The following is a 21,133-nucleotide window of genomic DNA, read 5'->3' as shown; positions in this document are numbered from 1 at the left end:
GCCTGCGGGTGCGATTGAAACTGATGTGGGAAGAGGGCAGATAGGTGAGCGAAGAGAACAGCGAGCTCCTCGGAGCGGGACGCAAGGCTGCGGTCATCATCGCCTCCACCTCGGCGGCTCGGGGAGAGGCCGCGGACACGACGGGTCCGATCCTCGTCGATTGGCTGCGCGGCCGCGGTTATGAGACTCCCGATGCCGTCGTCGTCCGTGACGGCGAACCTGTCGGTGAGGCCTTGAGGACTCTTCTCGTCGACACTCCGGAAGCCGGCCGTCCTCGGATCATCGTCACCAGCGGCGGCACCGGGCTCGCTCCCGATGATCGCACTCCGGAGTTCACTGCCGAACTCCTCGAACGCCAGTCGCCGGGCCTCATCTATGCGATGTGGCGCAAGGGTCTCGAATCAACATCCTCGGCGGTGATGAGCCGCGGGGTCGCGGGAGTGCGCGGACGCAGCTTCGTCATCAACTTCCCCGGCTCGAAGGGAGGGGTCAAGGACGGAATCACCGTCATCGATGACCTCCTCGAGCACATTCAGACCTCCGTCGAGGACACCACCGACCACGGACCCCGGGCCTGAGAGAGGAACGAGACCATGCAGATGCGCAAGGCCGTGCGAGCCCGGGTCTATAAGTTCGACGCCACTGGTGAGATCTCGGCCGGTCCGGATTCCCTGGCAGGGGAGGAGCCGCTGGAGATCCAGCTCGACGGTGAGCAGTACACCGTGACCATGCGCACCGCCGGACACGACGTCGAACTCATCGCCGGATACCTGCTCTCCGAGGCTGTCGTGACCTCGATGGACGACATCGAAGAGGTCAACTTCTCCGCCGGGCTCGCCCCCGATGGCAGCCGGAACTACAACGTCGCCCAAGTGCGACTGGCTCCTGGGATCTGGAATCCCGAGACGGCGCCGGCCCGCAACGTCTACACCTCATCGTCGTGTGGAATCTGCGGAACCGCGGCCGCCGATGCGGTGACGAAGACCTCCGCATTCCCTCTCATTCCTGCCGCTTTTCATGTCGAGGACCAGGGGGAGTACGAGTTCCCGCGGCTGCTCTCCGCCGCTCGGATCGGTGAGCTGCCCGATCGACTGCGGCAGACGCAGGAGATCTTCGACAAGACCGGCGGGGTCCATGCCGCGGCGCTCTTCGCTGTCGGAGACGATCCGAACGCAGAACCCGAACTGCTCGTCGGTCGCGAGGACGTCGGCCGGCACAATGCCGTCGACAAGGTCATCGGCTGGGCCATGGCCAACCGTGGCCTGCCGCTGCGATCGACCGTCCTGCAGGTGTCCGCGCGGGCATCGTTCGAACTCGTCCAGAAGTGCGCGATGGCCGGCATCCCGATGATGTCCGCCGTCAGCGCCCCCTCGGCGATGGCCGTCGACTACGGCAAGGACGTCGGCGTGAGCGTCATCGGCTTCAACCGCAGGGGCAAGTTCAACGCGTACTCGTACCCCGAACGCGTGGCGTGACTTCGACGCTGCAGCCGCGCCTGAGACATCTCCACACTTGCCGTCGGCCTCCGGCTAGCATGCTGAGTTGAAGTATGCCCTCGACAGGAGGTGAGTGATGGCCGACCACGGCCGGAAACTGGACCAGAAGCCCCCTGGCATCGGTCTGCTCACTGTTCTCCTCGGTGCCGTCGCCGCCGGGCCCATCCTGCTCTACGGGCTCAGTGCCACGAGCGATTCGATCATCGCCGAGCTCGGCATCTCCGAAGCCCACTTCGGACTGCTGGCCACCACCTGCTTCGGTGCCGCAGCCGTCGGCAGCGCCACCCTGGGCAGGCTCGCCGACAGGCACTCCGACCTCTCGCTCATGGCGTTCATCTTCGTTCTCTCCGCGCTCGCACTGCTTCTGGTGGCCGTGCCGGACGGGTTCGGGATGCTGCTGCTCGCCGCCGGCCTGTCCGGCATCGCCCAGTCCTTCCCCAACGGGGTGACCAACCGGATCCTGCTCGAACGCGTCCCCGACATCAAACGCATCGGCTGGGTCGGCATCAAGCAGTCCGGGGTCCAGGTCAGCCAGCTCGTCGCCAGCCTTGCCTTCCCCGTCCTCGCGCTCGGCATCGGCTGGCGCGGCGCAGCCCTGACCGTCACGATCATCCCGCTCATCCTGCTTGCGATGACCTGGTATTCCCTGCGCACCACCCCGCTGCTGACCGCTCCGAAAACCTCAAGCGATACCCCCGCCGAGGCGGCCGACCTCAACCCTGACATCGCCGAGACCGACACTCCCGCCGAGGCGGCCCGACCCGACCCGGGACCGTCACCCACCCGTCCGGCCAGGCACCCCGGCATGGTGTGGGCCCTGGCACTGTTCGGGCTGATCAACGGCATCGGCGTGCAGGCGACGAACGTGTACATGCCCCTCTTCGCCGTGCGCGAGATGAGCTTCAGCCTCGTCCTCGGCGGCGCCACGGCCGCACTGGCCGGCGTCATCGGCGTCATCGCCCGCGTCACCTGGGCCAGACGCATGGCCAAAGGCGCCTCGGGGCCGCACCTGCTGCTGGTCCTCGCCCTCATCGCCCTGGCTGGAGCGGTGCTGTTCCTCATCGCCGACACGGCCGGGTGGGGACTGCTCGTCTGGGTCGCCGTGGCCTTCCACGGGATCTCGGCTCTCGGCGTCTCGGTGGTGCTCATGGCCGCACTCATGCGGGCTATTCCCGCTGCTTCGATGGCCTCGGCCAGCGGGGTGGTGACGGCCGGAATGTTCTTCGGCTTCGCGCTCGGGCCACTGCTCATGGGTGTCATCGTCGGCTCGCCCGGCGGGTTCGAACTCGGCTGGATCGCCGTAGGTACCACCTATCTGCTGTGCGTGATTCTCGCGATCATCCTCATCCGCTCAAGCTCCCGCCGCAGCTGAGAAGCCGTCGACCACAGTTGACCCACCGTTCAGCCAGAGCGAGGGGTCTCGTCCCCAGTGCCTTCCCGGCGCCGAGGCGGCCCGTGTGAGATCGGGACCGACGATCGGGGCGACGTGCGCCTACAATAGAACTCATGTCTGAATATGATCCTCCGGCGTGGATGATCCGCTACCGGAACTTCAAAACGCTGTGCTCCTACGTCTGCGGTGAGTTCATCCGCTTCTATCTCACCACCGGCTGCGATCAGATCAGGTATACGCATTCGCAGATCACCGAGGGACTGCCGAACTATTCATGCCGACTGGACTCCGATGACGGTTCGGTTCTGCTGCTGCCACTCGATGACTGGGTCGATCGTCTGGACGAGGTCATGCCGCTGGTGCGGACGTGGCTGGGCGAGCATTCGGATCTCAAAGGGTGCAAGCCGGAGAAGTCGCACTACCAGGGCGACCGTTATTGGTTCACCCGCTGGCTGGAGGCCAACCCGTGGTGACGGACGACTCTGTGGTGACGATGGCCCGCAGTCGGGCGCCTTGGACATCCGGCGGGTGGGTCGCAGTAGAATTCGGAACATGCGCAAACGTGTGATCGTGATCGTCATCGCGGCCTTGGCGGTACTGGGGCTGATCGCCACCATGCTGGGCGGCGTGCCTGCCTGAGTCGCCTTCCGGCCTGACATCACCCGCCGTGCCGATGACGGCCCAGCACGTCTTCGCTCACGATGCGGAGAGCACCGACGAAGTGGTCGGCACCGGCGGAACCCTGAAAGGCCTCGGAGAGCTCCTGACCGAGCGGGAGCGTTCTGCACCGCTCGCCCGAGCGGCGGATCTCATGGACGAGCGCAGGTGGGACCTCGCTGATCTCCTCACACCCGAAATGGGCAGACTGCGCGCCGAGGCCGAAGCAGAGGTCGAACTGGCAGCGAGGATTCTGCGCTGCTACGCCGAAGAGGGGCCCCTGCTGCTCTCCGACGAAGTGCTCGCATCGTCCAGCGGAGGCAGCGCGGTGATGAAGTACGAGCTCATAGGTCAAGCACGCATCGAACTGTCCGCAGTCGGCTCTGGCCTTCGAACAGGTCATGAACGATGCGGTGCTGCCGTCCGACTGCTATCGCAACGTCTTCGCCGCCAATGATCAGAGCCAGACGATCATCGCGGACGAGAGATTTCGCGCCATACCTTGTCGGCCCCGCAGCGTGTGCTTAGACTTCCTGGCAATCAGAAGACTCTGTCCAGGAATTGTCCAGGAGGCGTGTGATGAGTGAGAAAGTTGAACTCGGGACGGTCAAGACCGACGTGCCGGCACGGTTGGATCGGCTGCCGTGGGCCCGGTTCCACTGGATGGTCGTCGTCGGGCTCGGCAGTGTGTGGATCCTCGATGGTCTCGAGGTCACGATGGTCGGCAATGTCGCGGCTCGGATGACCGAAGAGGGCAGCGGCATCGACATGACTGCAGGGCAGATCGGCACGGCCGGAGCAATCTACGTGCTCGGTGCTTGCGTCGGTGCGATCGTCTTCGGCCAGCTCACGGACCGATTCGGCCGACGCAAGCTCTTCCTCATCACTCTCGTGCTCTATCTCGTCGCCACCGTCGCCACGGCGTTCTCGTTCTCCGCCTGGTACTTCTTCCTCGTCCGCTTTCTCACCGGTGCCGGCATCGGCGGGGAATACGCGGCCGTCAACTCGGCCATCGACGAACTCATCCCCGCCCGCATGCGGGGCCGCATCGACCTCATCATCAACGGCTCCTACTGGCTCGGTGCCGCCGGTGGGGCGGCGACGACGCTGCTCTTCCTCAACACCGATATCCTGCCGAAGATGATCGGCTGGCGCCTGGCCTTCGCCGTCGGCATGCTGCTGGCGATCTTCGTCTTCGTCGTGCGCAAGAACGTTCCGGAGAGTCCGAGGTGGCTGTTCATCCACGGTCGGAACGACGAGGCCGAACGCATCGTCGGCGAGATCGAAGACGGCATCGAAGCGGAGACCTCGCAGACTCTGCCGGCGCCGAAGAAGACCATCACCGTCCGGCAGCGGAAGACGATCTCGTTCGTCGAGATCATGAAGGTCGCTTTCACGATCTATCCCAAACGCGCGATCCTCTGCCTCGTCCTCTTCGTCGGTCAGGCGTTCCTCTACAACGGCATCACCTTCAACCTCGGCACGATCTTCAGCGGTTTCTACGGAGTCGCCGCAGCCTCGGTGCCGATCTTCATCATTCTGTGGTCGCTGAGCAACTTCGCCGGCCCCGTCGTCCTCGGCAGGCTCTTCGACACGATCGGTCGGAAGCCGATGATCTCGTTCAGCTACCTTGGATCGGCGGTCGTCGCAGTCGTCCTCGCCTTCGTCTTCAATGGTGAAGTCGGCGGCGAATGGCTCTTTCTCCTGATCCTCGTCGTGTGCTTCTTCCTCGCGTCGTCCGGTGCCAGCGCAGCCTATCTCACGGTCAGCGAGATCTTTCCGATGGAGACTCGAGCACTGGCCATCGCGTTCTTCTACGCCGTCGGTACGGCCGCCGGAGGCATCGCCGGTCCGCTGCTCTTCGGCGGCATGATCGAGTCCGGTGACCGCTCCCAAGTGGCCTGGGCGTTCTGCATCGGGGCAGCGGTCATGGCGCTCGGCGGAGTCGCCGAACTGCTCTTCGGAGTCAAGGCGGAAGGTGCCGACCTCGAAGACATCGCCCGCCCCCTGACGGCCGAGGACGCTGAGGGTGCCGAAAGCGCTGCGGAAAGCGGTCCCGAGCAGACTGAGCCCGCCAGCGCAAGAGAGACAACGATGGGGGCCGAGGCAGGCCCTGGGCGCCGCCGTCTGCGTCCGGGCCCGGGATCGGCCGGCGTCTATGCGCCGTGGCCTTCGGTGTCCTCACGCGAGGTCCCGCCCGAGGTCTCGGCCAACGAGGTCAACGGCATCATCGATTTCGTCCGCGACATGGAACCCGTCGGAGAGGTGGAACTCTACCGTGCGATCGGGGCTCGGCGATGGGGCCCGGGGCGCTTCCGTGCGGCGGTGCGAGAAGCGATTCGGCAGGGAGCCGTCCATCGCAACCGTCGCGGGAGGCTGGAATACCGAGGTGACCGGTCATAGACCGGGTCCGTCGGTCAGCGGGGCTCGCGGGGGCGGAGGGAGCATATCGATGAGCTCATTGACGGCCGCGGCCAGGGTGTCGTGCTGATAGGGCTCCAGGAAGTAGGCCTCGTGGAGGTAGGCATCGAGCTCGTATTCGGTGAGCTCACCGCCCAGGCTGGCGTAGTGGAGCCACGCTCCGGCAACCGATATGTTCCAGAAGTCAACGGCCTCAATGAGCTGCCTCCGCCTGATGATTGCGCGCTCGTCCGAGAACGAGCCGCCGGAGTTGGTGTCGATGCGCTTCGGGTTCTGGTCATCCATACGTCTGCTGATTCGCCTCGTGACTTTCGCAGCAGGAGATCTGTCCTGCCCGGTGTGCCAGCGATTCGGGACCCAGTCCTGCTCGCTTATGTGTGTCTCGAATCTTCCCGCAGTGTACGTTCTGCTTCTCGAGCAGTGCTAGGGGCTGTGGGCGATCCGTCTGCCGCTTCTAAATCGCCGCGAGCGCCCACCGCCTGCACCTGCCGAAGGAGCCTCTACGCAGGTATTTCAGTGAGGTCCCACATCTGCTGTCGCATCCGCGGCCGGTCCAATAGCGTGAGCGGGTCAGAAACGGAATGAGGTGACGATGAGCGAATTCGGCATCGAGGAGGAATTCCTCCTCGTCGATCGACATTCACTTCTGCCTGCTCGATCGAAGAGCAGCTTGCAGGAGGTAGAGGACGCGGTGAGCCCGAACAGCGGAGAAGCCTGTGCCGAATGGCTGCCCGGGCAGATCGAGTTCGCCACTCCCGTCCTGACCACGGCTGACGAGGCGGTCGAATCGCTGCACGCTTTTCGCCGCAGCCTCTCGACAGCGTCTCGGGTGCGCGATCTGTTCGCTGTCGGCCTCGGCACAGCGCCTCAGATCTCGGGCGCCCCGGCAGGCGTCAGTGATGGCAGTCGCTACCGTGAGTTCGCGGACCTGGCGCCCGGGATCGCAGCCGATCAGTACGTCAACGGCATGCATGTCCATGTCGACATCCCCGACCGGGAAGCAGGACTGAGGGCACTCAACGGCCTGCGCAGATGGATTCCCGTGCTCACCGCGTTGAGCGCGAATTCTCCTCTCTGGCGCGGAGCCGACAGCGGCTTCGCCAGCTGGCGTTCCATCCACTACCGGCGGTGGGTCGTCTTCGGCATTCCGCCTCACTTCCACGACCTCGACGACTACGATGCGCAGATCGCTGCTGCGCTGCGATCGGACGTGGTGTTCGACGAGGCGACTCTGGGTTGGCTGGTCCGGCTCTCACCCACGCACAGGACCGTCGAAGTCCGGACCTGTGACGTGCAGCTGGACACCGCGGCCACTGTGACCATCGCACTGCTCATTCGTGCGCTCGCGGATGTCGCGATGGACGACCCGGACACGGACGCGGTCCCTGCGAATCTGCTGAACATCGCTCATTGGCAGGCTGCACGCTTCGGACTGACGGGAATGCTCATGGACCCCGACACACATACGAGTGTCCCGGCTGCAAAGGTAGTCCGAAAGGCGTTCCAACGCGCACGACCGGCCCTCACACGAACCCAGGACATTCCCCATGTTCACCAAGGACTCCGCCGTCTGGTCAACCAGGGCACCGGTTCCGAGAAGCAGCGCCGGATCGCAGCGAGAAAGGGGGTAGGAGGCCTGTTGGAATACGCCGCACACAGATTGACAGACAGTTCTCAGGATGTATTCGAGCAATCGCCAATGGCCCCCTGAGGCGTTTCTGACCCCCCTTGACGGATCAGGGGTGGTTGAACAGATGATAGTGAAAAGGGCAGAGTGCTCTTGGCTTCCGGGACGCAGGAAGCCCGCAGATGCGGTCAGGAATCTGCGACAGCCTCGGACGCCGGGCGGAGACGATTCCCGCCGTCGTTGTCATGAGGCGGTGACCCTCGAATCATTGATCAGCACAGTGGAGCTGTACCCCGTGGAACGGCAATCCCGGCCAGGGGACAGTCTTCGAATTCCCATCTCGGTCCGTGCCCATCAGCGCGGAGACGGAGGCAATCATGAACAACAAGATGAAAATCACCGGCCTGATACTGGCGGGCTACATGCTCGGCAGAACCAAGAAGTTCGGCCTGGCGCTCACGGTCGCCTCGGCTGTCGCCGGGACGACCGCCGCGAAGAATCGCGACCAGCTTCTGGGCGGACTCAAGGATTTCGCTGATTCTTCCCCCGAGCTCAAGAATCTCCAGGAGAAGATCACCGGCCGTCTGGCCGACTCCGGCAAGAACGCCGCCAAGGCCGTGGCAGCGAAGGGAGTCGATCAGCTCAGCGCCAAGCTTCAGGAGCAGACCGAGAAGATGAAGGCGACTCTCGATGACACCGCCGACGCGATCGATCCCAGCGTCGATGACAGCGAAGGCGCGGACGACGAAGAGAACGCGCCCGAGTCGGAGGCCGAGAACGCTCCCGAGCCGTCGGAGGGTTCCGAGACCGGCGAGGCGGAGACGGCCGACGAGCCGCAGGAGATCGACGAAGAGCCGCAGGCTGAGGAGGAAGCTCCGAAGAAGCCGGCAGCCAAGCGCTCCTCGACAGCGAACCGCTCCGCGAAGGGCACGCGTTCGTCGAAGTCTTCGACCAGTTCGCGCGGCTCGCGCACGAAGTCGGGCTCCAAGCGATCGACGACTGCGAAGAAGACCTCATCTCGCGCCGCTGCCAAGCCCGAGGAGGCCGAAGATGAGTGATGATTCGATCTTCAGCGGCCTCAGGCAGCAGGCCGGAGACTTCGCCAAGACCCTCGGACGCAAGGCGGTCAACTCCGTCGGGGACAGGGTCGAGAAGTTCGCAGACCGTCTCGACGGTATGGGCGATGGTGCAGCGCCTGCGGCCCAGGCTGGTGCGGAGGAGATCGCTGAGGGCGAGTCACCGGCGAAAGCGGCACTGTCTGCGGCGACGACCGGCGTCAAGGAGAAAGTCAAGGGTCTGTTCGGAGGCGGCTCGAGCGGTTCGGGCGGCTCCGGTGATTTCAAGTTCTCCAACATCGTGGAGACCGCAGAGGTCGGTGTCCCGCTGAACGTGGCCTACAACGCGTTCACGATGTTCGAGGACTGGCCCGATTTCATGAAGAAGGTCGAGAACGTCGAACGCACCGATGATGTCACCCTCAGCATCAAGGGCCAGGCGGTCTGGTCGCATCGAACCTGGGAAGCCACGATCACCGAGCAGGTTCCCGACTCCCATATCGTATGGGAATCGACCGGCGAGAAGGGCTACATCAGCGGCAGCATCTCCTTCCACGAAGTCGCACCCAGGCTGACCCGGATCATTGCGGTGGGCGAGTACCACAAGCAGGGCTTCGTGGAAGGCGTCGGTGCCCTGTGGTTCACCGTTCCCCGCCGTTTCCGCCTCGAACTGAAGTTCTTCGTCCACCACGTGATGCGTCAGATCATGCTCGATCCCGACAGCGTCGAGGGCTGGCGCGGAGAGATCCGCGACGGTGAGCTCGTCACCTCCCACGAGGACGGCCTCGAGGAGGAGCAGGAGCAAGCTGAAGGCAGCGAGGATGAGTCCGCCGAGGATCAGGACGCGGATGTCGACTCCGGTGCGGACGAGACAGATCCCGACGATTCGGAGGCGGAGGAGTCCGATCTCGAGCCCGCCGAGGGCGAAGCCGAAGAGGAGTATGAGGAGGAACCGGCAGAGGACTACGAGGACGAGGAACCGGCCGAGGCAGACGACGCGGAGCCCGCAGAGGACTACGAGGAGGAACCGGAAGCCGCTGACGAGCCCGTGGAATACGAGGAATCCGAAGAACCAGAAGACGAGGAACGCCGCTGAGCGTCCTCCGATTGGGAAGTAGGCAAGGACAATGAGCACCAGCACTGTTGAACGATCACGCGGCAGCTACGTCGACCGTCCGTCGTCGAGTTCGCTTGCAGACGTCATCGAGATCATCCTCGACAAGGGCCTGGTCATCGATGCATACGTACGCGTCTCCCTGGTGGGGATCGAGGTCCTCACGATCGACGCACGCATCGTCATCGCCAGCGTGGACACCTATCTGCGCTTCGCCGAGGCGACGAACCGGCTCGATCTGACACAGCAGGGCGGACGCGACCTACCGGAGATGATGGGCGGAATGATGGAGAACGGCTCTAAGGGCAAGACCCAGGGAGCTGTGGAAGGCATCAAGGACGCCCTCACCTCGGACGACTCCGATGACGACTCGGGCGAGAGTTCGAGTCAGGAGAAATCACGTCGCCGGACCAAACGCCCGGCGCGCAGCTCCTCGGAGTCCGAATGAGTGAAGAAGGCGCACCCTCGGCAGATCGGTATCTGTACGGGATCGTACGCGCCGGTGCCGAGCTGCCGACCGGGCCCGACGGGGTGCAGGGCAATGCCCTCGCTATCGTCGAGTCCGGGGCAGTTGCGGCCGTGGTCACGGAACTCGCGGACAGTGGGATGCTGGGCACTCCCGAAGCTCTGCAGAACCACAGCGTCGTCCTCGACGAGCTGGCCGAGAAGCAACCGGTGTTGCCGCTCGCATTCGGCACCGTGGTGCCGGGAGACACCGATATCGCCGAGGAGGTTCTCGCTCCGCAGGCGGAGGCCTTCGCCGAGGCGCTCGAACAGCTGTCCGGATGCACGCAGTTCACCCTGAGGATCACCTTCGATCGAGACGCGATACTGCGGGAGATCGTCAGCGGTAACCCCGAGGTCGCCGAGCTGAGGGAGAGGATCAGCGGCACGAGCGAAGACGAGACGAGGAACGAACGTATCCGGCTCGGAGAGATCGTGGTCACGACGATGGAGAGCTGGAGAAGGACCGAAGCTCCTCCGATACTCGAGCAGATCCGCTCCGCGACAGTCGAGACGGCGATGCGGGAAGTCGGCCAGGCCGAGGACGTCGCCGAGGTGGCGGTGCTGGTTCGCAGGGACGCCATCGACGAATTCGACTCCGTCATCGAGGAGTTGGCGGAGGCGAACCGGGAGCGGATGAGATTCCGGCTGATCGGACCGCAGGCACCCTACGACTTCGTCCCCGAGATGTAGGTGACGTCATGGGACTTCTGTCAGCAGTCTTCGGTGCTCCCTTGGCACCGCTCAAGGGAACCGTATGGGTCGCCGAGCAGGTCAGAGGAGAAGCCGAGAAGCGCTATTTCGATCCCGGTGCCATCCGGCGCCAGCTGGAAGAGGTCGCTGGGGCACGTGAACGCGGATCGATCAGTGATGACGAAGCCGATGCCCTCGAGCGTGAGCTCGTCGGACGACTGCTCGAGGGCCGTCGGCGCAGAACCGAGGAGGACCGATGAGCGAAGAACCCAGAGCAGATGGGAAATCTGCGACAGACGCGAGCGAGAAGCGTGACCGGAAATCGAGCGAGAACGTGACGGAGGGGTCGTCCCGCCGCTCGTCCGCCTCGACATCAGCGGCACGTGAGAAGTCGGCATCGTCATCACACGAGAAGCCGACATCGTCATCGCACGAGAAGTCGGCGTCATCGGCACGGGAGAGGCCGAAGGCGTCCTCGCGCTCGGAGAGCGGCTCTCAGGGCGCGACCGGCAAGAGGATCTCTGCGGTCAGAGCGGTGAAGAAGGCGATCGAGCAGTTCGGCACCCTCACGGGCAGGCCTCCCGAGTCCGTGGTCGGCACGAGGTGGAAGGACGACCACTGGTCCGTGCGTCTGGAGGTCGTGGAATCGCGACGGATTCCCGACAGCGCGGATCTGCTGGCCGAATACGAGGTCGAGCTCGATGCGGATGGCGAGCTCATGGCCTATGACAGGAAGGATCGCTACGTCCGCGGCCGGCCGAGCGAGTGACCGAAAGGGCGATATGAGCATCATGAATCAGCCGAACGATGCGATGCAGCCGCAGCGCAGCCAGGAGGGCACGCTGCTGCACGTCGTGGAGACGCTGCTGGACAAAGGTCTGGTCCTCAACGCGGACATCATGGTCTCCGTGGCCGGTGTCGAGCTGCTGGGCATCCGGATCAGAGCCGCCCTCGCCTCCTTCGAAACCGCGGCCCGCTATGGACTGGACTTCCCAGCGGGCACGGATCGGGAGACCGTCGCGTGGAAGGAAGCGGTCGAGCAGAAGGACACCTGTCCGGAGTGCGGGAAGCGCTCCGAGCTCGCACAGCTGATGAACGACTACTGCCCCTGGTGCGGTTGGCAGAGCGCGCGGTCGAAGCGGATCGAGGCCGGGGAGCCGGCCCAGTTGGACTCCGACGACGACAGCTGAGGCGACCATGACCGGAGACGCGAGCATGCAGCCCACCCGGGACCCGCGGGCAACCTTGCCCGATCTCATCGAAGTGCTCCTCAACAAGGGGGTCCATCTCAACCTCGACCTCATCATCTCGGTCGCGGACATCCCGCTCATCGGAGTCAACCTGCGCGCCACGATCGCGGGAATCGAGACGATGATCGAGTACGGGATGATGCAACAGTGGGACCGCGACACCAGGGAGTGGGTGCAGAGAGCGGTCCGCACACATCTGCCGCTGGCCGCGGACGAGGAGATCCTCGCCAAGATGGCCGGAGGGCACTATCAGGACAACTTCTATCGAACGTGGCGGCCCGGCAGCGCCTATCTCACCACCCAGCGTCTCATCATCCATCGACGTGACCCTGCGGAGACACTGTGGCAGACGCGCCTGGACGCGATCGCCTCGGTCTCCCCGCTTCGCGAGTCCTCCATCGGAGGCGAAGAGCGCACGCGCATCCTCGTCGGGCTCAAGGACGGCAGCGAGGCGGTCCTTTCGGCCCTCGAGCCCGATCGCCTCATCTCCCTGGTCCAGGCTCGGCTCGGCCGGGCCGAGGGCGCCTCATCCTCGACTCCGGAGGCGACGGCGGAGGATCGGCCTCTGCGAGAGGGTCGGATGTGGTTTCTCGAGACTCTGTCGACCGGGAGCACGTGGCGCGGCGGGCAGGCGCAGCTTTCGAACACGGAACTGACCTGGAGGTCGCCGATGGACGGGCGCGCACGAGTGAGGATCTCACCCGAGCAGCTGCTAGACATCCGCCGCGAGGAGCGCAGCAACCCGACCGACGAACGGCGGGTCCTCATCCTCGAGACCGCGGACTCGACCATCACCCTGGCCGCAGACGACGCCGGCGCGTGGTTCGCCGGACTCGACAAGTGGCGGACCGGGCCCGGTGACAGGCGTTCCGCGCCGCTCGAGGCCACCATGTCACCAGGCCGCAACCCCGACGACCGTGTCGGAGAAGGAGCAGCACCATGGCGCTGAACGTCAATGAGGAGAGCCTCAAACACGGAGTGCTCACCCTCGTCGTCACGCTCGTCGAGGTGATCCAAGAGGCCCTCGAGACCCAAGCCGTGCGCCGGATGGAAGGCGGGGACCTCACCGAGGACGAGCAGAACCGCCTCGGCGAGGCCCTCCTCGAACTCGATGAGGCGATGGACCAGATCAAGGACCAGCACGGAATCACCGGCTCCGTCGACGATCTGCATCGGGGTCTCGACGACGTCGTCGATGAAGTCGTCGACAAGCTCATCAATCCGGCAAGATGGGCCGAGGAGAACGGAAAGGGAGTCGAATGAACGCCGAGGGTGACATGCTCTACGTCTACGCCGTCGTCGCCGGCGGCGATTACACTCCTGCCGTCACGGGCATCGAGGGTTCCGCGCTCCACATGGTCGGACGCGACACGGGACCGAGGGCCGTGGTCCACCGCCACACCCGAGGCCCCTTCGACGGGCCGGACGATTCCGTACGTCGGTGGGTGCTCGAACACAGCGAAGTCATCGATGATGCTTGGCAGAACTCACCGGCCCTCCTCCCGGTCTCCTTCAACGTCATCGTCCGCTCGGACCCGGAGACCGAGGCGACGGCGACCCAACAGCTCGAACATTGGCTCGACGACTCCGCGGAGACGCTGTCGAGACGGCTCGAGGAGCTGCGCGACACCTCCGAGCTGCGCGTCGAACTGTCCCTGGACGGAAGCCTGCTCGAGGAGGTCTACGCAGAAGTCGGCGACATGAGGACGGAGATGGAGAGCCGTCCTGCAGGAGTGCGCCGACTGCTCGAGAAGCGACTGGAGAAGACGGAGAAGGAGATCATCGATCGAGCGGCCGACAGGATCTATCCGGAGATCAGGGCCAGGATCGCCGCCCACTGCCTCGACATCGAGGAACACCGCTCCACGAGCCGCGAGAGTGGATTGACACCGGTGATCATGGCCTCGTGCCTGGTGAGAGGCACAGAGATCACGGCGCTTGGAGCCGAGCTCACCGCGCTCAAGAAGGCTCAGCCTGCTCTGTCCATCCGCTTCCTCGGCCCGTGGCCGCCGTATTCCTTCGCCGACGTCTCCATCGGCAAGGAGGGAAACCCGAACGGCTCTGCACCGGACGCACCGACGCCGAACCCGCAGGGGGAGCGAACATGAGAGTCGCAGTCATCGGAGCCACCGGCAACGTCGGCACAGCGGTCCTCGACGTGCTCGGGCGCACGTCCGACATCACCTCGGTGCTGGGAATCTCCAGACGGATGCCCGACACCGAGGCCGAACCGTATTCCGGATGCGAATGGAGATCGATCGACATCGCCGCCGCGAGCAGCCAGGACACGGCGCACCGGGATCTCACAGAAGCGCTGACCGGTGCCGACGCCGTCATCCATCTGGCCTGGCTGATCCAGCCCAACAGCGACCGGGGCCTGCTCCGACGGGTCAACGTCGACGGCACGGCCCGTGTGGCCGCAGCCGTCGCGGCGGCCGGCATTCCGCATCTCGTCGTGGCGTCCTCGGTCGGCGCCTACTCTCCCGACGACAGCATGGACAAGCGCGATGAGGCATGGCCGACCGACGGGATCCGCTCTTCCCACTACAGTGTGGACAAAGCCGCCCAGGAACGCGTGCTCGACGACTTCTGCGCCGACCACCCCGAGATCACCGTGACTCGACTGCGTCCCGCGCTCATCTTCGGTGCCCCTGCCGCCTCGGAGATCCAGCGCTATTTCCTGGGAACCTGGATGCCCGTCCAGCTGCTGCGCGCGGGCCGACTGCCGTTCCTTCCGCTGCCTGCGGGACTGCGCGGCGTCCAAGCCGTCCACTCGACCGATGTCGCCCGTGCCTATGTCGCCAGTGTCCTCCGTCGCCGTTCGGGAGCCTTCAACATCTGCGCCGATGATGTCCTCCATCCGAAGGATCTGGCCGAACTGCTCGACCACGGCAGGCACATCCCGGTGCCGAACGGCGCAGTGCGCGCGGCACTGAGCATGGGCCACAGCAGCTCACTGGTCGCCGCCGATGAAGGATGGCTGGACATGGGCCTCAACGTGCCGCTGATGGACAACAGCCGCGCGCGCCGAGAACTCGGCTGGGAGCCCGAGTACAGCGCCATGGACTCCGCGCGCGAACTGCTCAAGGGCATGGCTGACGGCGAGGGTGCCGCCTCCGTCCCGCTGCGTCCGCGCGATCCCGAGCAGCCGCAGCTGCGGACGACCGACGACACGAGCACCGGACACGAAGCATCGGATGCGGGCGGGGAGCACAGCGAGGTCGACATGGACCTCCTGGGTCTCTATCTCAGCGACCATCTCACCGGGGCCACCGCCGGGGCGGAGAGGATCGAACGGATGGCGGCCGACTTCGTCGATACGCCCGTCTTCGCGGCTCTGTCCGAGTTGGCCGCGGAGATCCGCGGAGAGCATCTTTACGTTCGGCACCTCATCGGCGAGCTCGGTCTCCGGCGCCGTCCCGTCGCCGAGGCGTTGTCGTGGGTCGGCGAACGGGTCGGCAGGCTCAAGAGCAACGGCTCGCTGCTCAAGCGCTCGCCCATGACCCTCGTGCTCGAAGCCGAGCTGATGCGCAGCGCGGTCATCGGCAAGCTGGGAATGTGGCAGACGCTTGAGGGCAACGCCGAGGCACTCGGCCTGGATGCCGAACAGTTCCGTGGGTTAGCGCAGAAGGCAGAACACCAACGCGAAGTGCTCGACACTGTACACAGCTATGCTCGGAGCCGCGCGTTCCGCCGGGATCGGGCTGTCTACGATCAGGCCTCGGGAGTCAGCCCTGTGCGGGGCGACTGAGACACCGTATCCTGCTCCGGTCCTCGATGCCTCCGGGCGCATCGACGAGCTGTGAGCCGGCTTCCCGGGCTTCCGCTGCCGGCGACGTCACCTTTCTTCGGCAATGGCACATGCAGTGTCTCAGGCCTCGACCCGGGCCCAAGCTCGGTGCTCGCTCAGACCCTCCTGCAGCTGCGAGAGCGCCGTTTCGAGGTCATCTTTGCAGTAGACTCCGGGGTCGTCGGCCGTGATGCCGTACTTCTCCATCATGGTGCAGGAGTCTCCGCTGGCGGCGATGAACTTGAGATGACGCCACGCTTCCGTGATCAGGAGCTCGATCTCGGTGGTCAGTCCGGCACCATCGGCGAAGAAGAAGGCGTCGAGTTCGCTCGAGGCCACGGTCAGGTATGTCCGTTCGACGGCGACGCTCCGCTCGCCGGAGGTGATGCGTCCGCCCACCGGAGCGATCGTGATGGGGACCATTCCCGCCTCGGCGATGCGGTCGTAGGCGCGGATGACCTGCTCGGCGTCGGTCCCCCTGCCGGTGACGATGCCGATCTTGCGCCCGTCGACCGGCCAGCGCTTCCCCACCTGGGACAGTGCCGGGCTCGGTTCGATATCGGTGCGCGGCGGCGTCTGAGCCACTGGGGCCTCGAGGCCCAGCCCCTCGGCGACCATGCGGGCAAGCTCCGAGTCCACGGAGGCGAGCACAGCGACCTCGCGCTCCCGGATCGTCTCCTCGTAGCATTTGCCGAGCTCGAAGGTGAAGGCATCGGCGAGGTGCTGCTGTTCGACGGGGGTGAGGCTGAGCCAGAACATGCGCGGCTGGGAATAGTGGTCGTCGAAGGACTCCGGCGAACGGCGCTCCTTCTTCGACGCCGGAATCTCGTGGGCGATTTCGACGAACGTATGATCGTCGGTCTGCTCAGCAGGGAAGGGGTTGCCGCCGTCGAGCGAATTCGGCTTGTACGGTGCGGTGCCGCGATGGTCGGCAGTCTGGTGCATGCCGTCGCGGAACATGTCATTGACCGGGCAGCGCGGACGGTTGATCGGCAGCTGCGAGAAGTTCGGTCCGCCCAGTCGGGTGAGCTGAGTGTCGAGATAGGAGAACAGCCGCCCTTGCAGCAGCGGGTCATTGGTGATGTCGATGCCGGGCACGAGGTGGCCGGGGTGGAACGCCACCTGCTCGGTCTCGTCGAAGAAGTTGCTGGGGTTCCGGTCGAGTGTGAGCATTCCCAGCGGCTGCACGGGTGCGAGCTCCTCGGGCACGATCTTTGTGGGGTCGAGCAGATCGATTCCCTCGAAGGTCTCACCGGGGTCGTCGGGGAAGACCTGGACGCCGAGTTCCCACTGCGGGCATGCTCCGGCTTCGATGGCGTCTGCGAGGTCTCGGCGATGAAAGTCGGGGTCGACACCGTTGACCATCTGCGCCTCTTCCCAGATGAGCGAGTGGACTCCGGCCTTCGGCTTCCAATGGAATTTCACCAGGGAGGTCTTACCAGCGGCATTTTCGACCCTGAAGGTGTGGACTCCGAAGCCCTCCATCATTCGGAAGGAGCGTGGGATACCGCGGTCGGACATCTGCCACATCGTGTGGTGGGTCGCCTCGGTGTGCAGGGATACGAAGTCCCAGAAGGTGTCATGGGCGCTCTGCGCCTGCGGGATCTCACGGTCCGGGTGGGGTTTGGCCGCATGGACGATGTCGGGGAACTTGACCGCATCCTGGATGAAGAAGACCGGGATGTTGTTGCCGACGAGGTCCAACACCCCGTCCCTCGTATAGAACTTCGTCGCAAAGCCCCTGGTATCGCGAACGGAATCTGCAGACCCTCGCGAGCCGACAACGGAGGAGAAGCGTGTGAATACCTCCGTTTCCACCTCGGGGGCGAGGAAGGCGGCCTTCGTGATCCCCGAGGCGGAACCGTAGGATACGAAGGTGCCGTGGGCAGCCGATCCGCGGGCGTGGACGACTCGTTCAGGGATGCGCTCGTGATCGAAGTGAGTGATCTTCTCTCGCAGGTGATGATCTTGGAGGAGGGTCGGTCCCCGCGATCCTGCCTTGAGCGAATGGTCCGTGTCATAGAGCCGGGCGCCCTGAGCCGTGGTCAGCCAGCTGCCCTGCTGGGCCTGATCTTCCCGAGAGTCGTTGCTGGGTGCCCCGGTCGGCGTCGTGGGACGCGGTCCGCCCTGGTCCTGCTTCGGCGGCAGCGGTTCACGCGGTGTCGTCGGTTCTTCGAAGTCCGGAGTGCGCGCACCGGGTTTGCCGGGAATTGTTGGACGTTCTCTCATGATGTCTCCTCACTGATGACAGGACTCTCATTCCTGCGTTGGAATGTTCTGACGGTAGAGGCGATCCGCGCACTCGTAGAGCTCCGTGTGCTGAAGCGGGACCGCTTTATGATTCCGCGTTCGGGTCGAGGACGACCTTGATGCAGCCGTCCTTCTTCTGCTGGAACATCTCATAGGCCTCGGGAGCGGACTCGAGGGGCAGCCGGTGGGTGACGAGGTCGTCGACCCCCAGCGGATCTGCGGAGTCCTCGACCAGTGGCAGAAGGTCGTCGGTCCAGGTGCGAACATTGCACTGTCCCATCCGCATCTGGATCTGCTTGTCGAAGAGGGTGAGCATCGGCATGGGGGACTGCATCCCTCCATAGACTCCGCTGAGCGAGAGAGTCCCGCCCCGGCGAACCAGATCGATCGCCGCGTGGAGAACCGCTGTTCTGTCGATGCCGCCTGTCTCCATGAGCTTCCGCGCGGCCGGGGGCGGGAGCAGACCGATCGCCTGCTGTGCGGCCGAGGCCAGCGGGGACCCATGTGCTTCCATCCCCACGGCGTCGACAACCGCGTCGGGCCCACGCCCGGAGGTGGCCTCCCTGATGGCCGAATGTGCGTCCTCGTCGAAGTCGAAGACCTCGATCCCGTGGCGAGCGGCCATGTCACGACGTTCGGGGACCGGGTCGAGAGCGAAGACCTGCGCGCCGAGGTGTCTGCCGATGCGGGCGGCGAACTGGCCGACAGGACCCAGGCCGTAGACGGCCAGCGAGTCTCCTTCTCTGATCCCCGCGTATTTCACTGCCTGCCAGGCCGTGGGGAGGATGTCGCTGAGGAAGAGGTAGCGGTGGTCGGGAAGATCGGCACCGACCTTGATCGGTCCGACGTCGGCATAGGGGACACGGAGATATTCTGCCTGCCCGCCTGGCACGGACCCGTAGAGACGAGAGTAGCCGAACAGCTGTGCCCCGGACCCGTACTGCCTCACCTGTGTGGTCTCGCATTGGGAATACAGCCCCTGTTCGCACATCCAGCAGCGGCCGCAGGAGATGGGAAACGGCACGACCACCCGATCGTCGGTCGACAAACCGGATTCGGGGCCCGCCTCGACGACTCTACCCATCGTCTCGTGCCCGACGATGTCTCCGCGGTCCATGAATGGTCCCAACACCTCGTAGAGGTGGAGGTCGGACCCGCAGATGGCGGTGGAAGTGACTTCGATGATCGCGTCATTGGGCTTATGGCGGATCGGGTCGGCGACCGTCTCCACCGAGATGTTTCGTTTGCCTTGCCAGGTGACTGCTCGCATTGCTCTCTCCTTCTCAAACGACAGTGTGTTCGTTCGCTCGGGCTATCAGTCCTCCGAAGGTTCCGCCGGCGACGGTGCGGGGGCACGGAATCCGACTGCGCGGTGGGAACCGTCGCACAACGGAGGAATGCCGGTCTTGCCGCACCGGCACAGGGCAACCACCCGGCGATCGGTTGCCGTCTCCTCCCGCCCCGGCGCCGTGAGGACGGTGAAGTCCCCGCGGACGAGCAGGGGCCCGTCGGGGCAGGGGGTAATGGTGACCGGCTCGCTATCCACAGACAGCCTCCTTCGGGGTCTTCCTCAGCGAGGTCTCTCCTGCTGACCAGGCTTGGAGCATGTGGGAACCGCTGATGTCGTCGAGGCGGAGGCAGGAGGCGGCACCGAAGAGGATGTCGGGGATGAGGCCGGGCTCATCATCTGCCGCTCCTCCCGCGAGGTCGTGCGCCGCGATCTGCTCGTGCACGGCATCGGCCTCGACATGCTCATCGAAGTACCATGTGACGTCCCGGCCGAAGCCGCTTCTGCTGAAAGCGCGGGAGTAGAGGCCGTTGGGAATGGACGAGGTCATCTCGAATGCGGCCAGATGCCCGATCGCGGCACCTCGCAGGCGCCGGTTGAGGCCGAAGAGATTCATCGCGTTCACGGAAGCGAGAGTGATCGCGGGGACGTCGTCGAGGTAATGGTCAGGCCTGTCGTCGAGGCCGAACCCGCGCAGCGTTCCGGCGAAGATCTCGGCGTGGACGTGGTCGGGTCTGCCGCCTCCGTACTCGTCGGCCTGGATCTCGACGAGAGCTGCCTTCGCCCGCCCGCGGAATCGGGGGATCGCCCAGGAATGGGGATCTGCTTCGCGGAGGGTGTAGATCGACTTGTGGATGAGGAATTCTCGGAGCTGATCGACTGAGGCGTGCCGCGCCGCCCACGTGGCCAGTTCCGGCTGCGCCACCTCGCTCGTCATGGAGAACAGCGTCTCGGCGAGCTCTGCGCCGGAGCGCGGAATGAGGTCCGGCACTGACGCGAATGCTCGCAGTGCGGCCTCGAAGCGGCGCTCGATCAAGCCGCGGATCCCGATCAGCGAGGGGTCCCATTCCCAGTCTCCGAGCGCGTAATCGGCAGGGCCGGTGTGCAGAGTGTAAAGAAGGTGGAGCGCCAGCTGCAGATCCTCGTCGCAGAACATGTCCTCGCTCGACACCAGCGCAGATGATACCGCCGAGGTGAGTTCGGGCAGCAGCTCAGCAGCTTCTGCGCCGTCAGATGTGAGCACGCTGAGCAGCAGTGAGGTGACCTCGCCCCTCGGTCGAGGCGCTAGCCCGCGCTCCGGCGCAGTGAGCGGTGCAGGGCTGTTCAGTTCGTCGATCGCACCTGTCTGTGTCATCCGCTGTTTCCTTGTCGTCGTGGTGGCTGAACTGACAGCGTGACAAAGTGCAGCGCCGATGTCAGCGGCTGTACGAGACTCACATTTCATCGCCGCTGAGGGGTTGCGCAGCGCCCCAACCAAGACTCCGGCTCCATCTGCGGCATGGAACGGCAACGGTGTCTGAGGCACCCGCCGGGGGCGGCGGCCCCCTGGACAGTGCTCGGGAGCACTCAGCATGATGAGCGTCCCGCACCCGGAG

At 65.0% G+C, this 21,133-nt stretch carries 23 protein-coding genes; 18 read left to right on the top strand and 5 right to left on the bottom strand.

The annotated features are described in order from the left end of the window. Nucleotides 1-44 precede the first annotated feature (44 nt). The 6 genes from LJ362_RS13480 to LJ362_RS13455 all read left to right on the top strand — a co-directional run bounded on the left by LJ362_RS13480 (nt 45) and on the right by LJ362_RS13455 (nt 5,949). Entirely contained in the window at nt 45-578 is a 534-nt protein-coding gene (locus LJ362_RS13480) for a MogA/MoaB family molybdenum cofactor biosynthesis protein (RefSeq protein WP_264799561.1), read from the top strand. 15 nt (nt 579-593) lie between these two features. Continuing rightward, nucleotides 594-1,475: a formate dehydrogenase accessory sulfurtransferase FdhD gene (gene fdhD / locus LJ362_RS13475; protein ID WP_264799560.1), complete on the top strand. Its 882-nt coding sequence runs from the start codon at nt 594-596 to the stop codon at nt 1,473-1,475. Nucleotides 1,476-1,572: 97 nt separating this feature from the next. Then, on the top strand, nt 1,573-2,868 hold the full coding sequence (locus LJ362_RS13470; protein WP_264799559.1) for an MFS transporter: 1,296 nt from the start codon (nt 1,573-1,575) through the stop codon (nt 2,866-2,868). A 134-nt stretch (nt 2,869-3,002) separates the two neighbouring features. After that, nucleotides 3,003-3,362, top strand: a complete 360-nt coding sequence (locus LJ362_RS13465) for a hypothetical protein (protein ID WP_264799558.1) — start codon at nt 3,003-3,005, stop codon at nt 3,360-3,362. Between the two features lie 200 nt (nt 3,363-3,562). Next, on the top strand, nt 3,563-4,003 hold the full coding sequence (locus LJ362_RS13460) for an aldehyde dehydrogenase family protein (RefSeq protein WP_264799557.1): 441 nt from the start codon (nt 3,563-3,565) through the stop codon (nt 4,001-4,003). Between the two features lie 122 nt (nt 4,004-4,125). Beyond that, nucleotides 4,126-5,949, top strand: a complete 1,824-nt coding sequence (locus tag LJ362_RS13455) for an MFS transporter (protein ID WP_264799556.1) — start codon at nt 4,126-4,128, stop codon at nt 5,947-5,949. On the opposite strand, the gene LJ362_RS13450 is transcribed toward LJ362_RS13455, so the two are convergent. Next, nucleotides 5,944-6,252, bottom strand: coding sequence for a hypothetical protein (locus tag LJ362_RS13450; RefSeq protein ID WP_264799555.1), 309 nt, complete (start codon nt 6,250-6,252; stop codon nt 5,944-5,946). The two genes, LJ362_RS13455 and LJ362_RS13450, sit on opposite strands and share 6 nt — an antisense overlap. A gap of 307 nt (nt 6,253-6,559) precedes the next feature. Here LJ362_RS13450 and LJ362_RS13445 point away from each other — a divergent pair, with 307 nt between their 5' ends. From LJ362_RS13445 to LJ362_RS13390, 12 genes are all read left to right on the top strand, one after another. Then, on the top strand, nt 6,560-7,678 hold the full coding sequence (locus LJ362_RS13445; RefSeq protein ID WP_264799554.1) for a YbdK family carboxylate-amine ligase: 1,119 nt from the start codon (nt 6,560-6,562) through the stop codon (nt 7,676-7,678). Nucleotides 7,679-7,971: 293 nt separating this feature from the next. Then, nucleotides 7,972-8,652: a hypothetical protein gene (locus tag LJ362_RS13440; RefSeq protein WP_264799553.1), complete on the top strand. Its 681-nt coding sequence runs from the start codon at nt 7,972-7,974 to the stop codon at nt 8,650-8,652. Next, complete coding sequence (locus LJ362_RS13435) at nt 8,645-9,745, top strand: SRPBCC family protein (RefSeq protein WP_264799552.1); 1,101 nt, start codon at nt 8,645-8,647, stop codon at nt 9,743-9,745. The genes LJ362_RS13440 and LJ362_RS13435 overlap by 8 nt, the downstream gene beginning before the upstream one ends. A 31-nt stretch (nt 9,746-9,776) precedes the next feature. Next, nucleotides 9,777-10,211, top strand: coding sequence for a gas vesicle protein GvpJ (gene gvpJ / locus LJ362_RS13430; protein WP_264799551.1), 435 nt, complete (start codon nt 9,777-9,779; stop codon nt 10,209-10,211). Further along, the gene (locus tag LJ362_RS13425; protein ID WP_264799550.1) at nt 10,208-10,960 is read left to right on the top strand and encodes a GvpL/GvpF family gas vesicle protein; all 753 of its coding nucleotides are present in this window, start codon (nt 10,208-10,210) and stop codon (nt 10,958-10,960) included. Before gvpJ ends, LJ362_RS13425 begins: the two co-directional genes overlap by 4 nt. Before the next feature lie 8 nt (nt 10,961-10,968). Beyond that, nucleotides 10,969-11,220: a gas vesicle protein GvpG gene (locus tag LJ362_RS13420; RefSeq protein WP_039206887.1), complete on the top strand. Its 252-nt coding sequence runs from the start codon at nt 10,969-10,971 to the stop codon at nt 11,218-11,220. Then, nucleotides 11,217-11,729: a gas vesicle protein gene (locus LJ362_RS13415; protein ID WP_264799549.1), complete on the top strand. Its 513-nt coding sequence runs from the start codon at nt 11,217-11,219 to the stop codon at nt 11,727-11,729. Before LJ362_RS13420 ends, LJ362_RS13415 begins: the two co-directional genes overlap by 4 nt. 22 nt (nt 11,730-11,751) lie before the next feature. Then, entirely contained in the window at nt 11,752-12,150 is a 399-nt protein-coding gene (locus LJ362_RS16975; protein WP_320109127.1) for a gas vesicle protein, read from the top strand. Between the two features lie 7 nt (nt 12,151-12,157). Beyond that, entirely contained in the window at nt 12,158-13,159 is a 1,002-nt protein-coding gene (locus LJ362_RS13405) for a gas vesicle protein (protein WP_264799548.1), read from the top strand. Continuing rightward, nucleotides 13,150-13,473, top strand: a complete 324-nt coding sequence (locus LJ362_RS13400; protein WP_039206888.1) for a gas vesicle protein K — start codon at nt 13,150-13,152, stop codon at nt 13,471-13,473. The genes LJ362_RS13405 and LJ362_RS13400 overlap by 10 nt, the downstream gene beginning before the upstream one ends. Then, the gene (locus LJ362_RS13395; protein ID WP_264799547.1) at nt 13,470-14,318 is read left to right on the top strand and encodes a GvpL/GvpF family gas vesicle protein; all 849 of its coding nucleotides are present in this window, start codon (nt 13,470-13,472) and stop codon (nt 14,316-14,318) included. The genes LJ362_RS13400 and LJ362_RS13395 overlap by 4 nt, the downstream gene beginning before the upstream one ends. Beyond that, complete coding sequence (locus LJ362_RS13390; RefSeq protein ID WP_264799546.1) at nt 14,315-15,961, top strand: NAD-dependent epimerase/dehydratase family protein; 1,647 nt, start codon at nt 14,315-14,317, stop codon at nt 15,959-15,961. The genes LJ362_RS13395 and LJ362_RS13390 overlap by 4 nt, the downstream gene beginning before the upstream one ends. Before the next feature lie 120 nt (nt 15,962-16,081). Here the strand turns inward: LJ362_RS13390 and LJ362_RS13385 are convergent, their stop codons facing one another. The 4 genes from LJ362_RS13385 to LJ362_RS13370 all read right to left on the bottom strand — a co-directional run bounded on the left by LJ362_RS13385 (nt 16,082) and on the right by LJ362_RS13370 (nt 20,892). Further along, nucleotides 16,082-18,229 (bottom strand): catalase, encoded by a 2,148-nt coding sequence (locus tag LJ362_RS13385; protein ID WP_264799545.1) that lies wholly within the window; start codon nt 18,227-18,229, stop codon nt 16,082-16,084. Nucleotides 18,230-18,335: 106 nt separating this feature from the next. Beyond that, nucleotides 18,336-19,520 carry a zinc-dependent alcohol dehydrogenase gene (locus tag LJ362_RS13380; protein WP_264799544.1) on the bottom strand — a complete coding sequence of 395 codons (1,185 nt, stop codon included), beginning with the start codon at nt 19,518-19,520 and terminating at the stop codon, nt 18,336-18,338. A gap of 45 nt (nt 19,521-19,565) precedes the next feature. Beyond that, nucleotides 19,566-19,796 (bottom strand): CDGSH iron-sulfur domain-containing protein, encoded by a 231-nt coding sequence (locus tag LJ362_RS13375; RefSeq protein ID WP_264799543.1) that lies wholly within the window; start codon nt 19,794-19,796, stop codon nt 19,566-19,568. Continuing rightward, a complete protein-coding gene (locus LJ362_RS13370; RefSeq protein ID WP_264799542.1) occupies nt 19,789-20,892 on the bottom strand; it encodes an iron-containing redox enzyme family protein in 1,104 nt (367 codons plus the stop codon). Before LJ362_RS13370 ends, LJ362_RS13375 begins: the two co-directional genes overlap by 8 nt. Nucleotides 20,893-21,133: the final 241 nt, after the last annotated feature.

It is taken from the genome of Brevibacterium sp. JSBI002, from assembly GCF_026013965.1.
Lineage (GTDB): Bacteria > Actinomycetota > Actinomycetes > Actinomycetales > Brevibacteriaceae > Brevibacterium.
The sequence above is the reverse complement of the archived record's forward strand: the minus strand, read 5'-3'. Positions and strand labels throughout refer to the sequence as shown.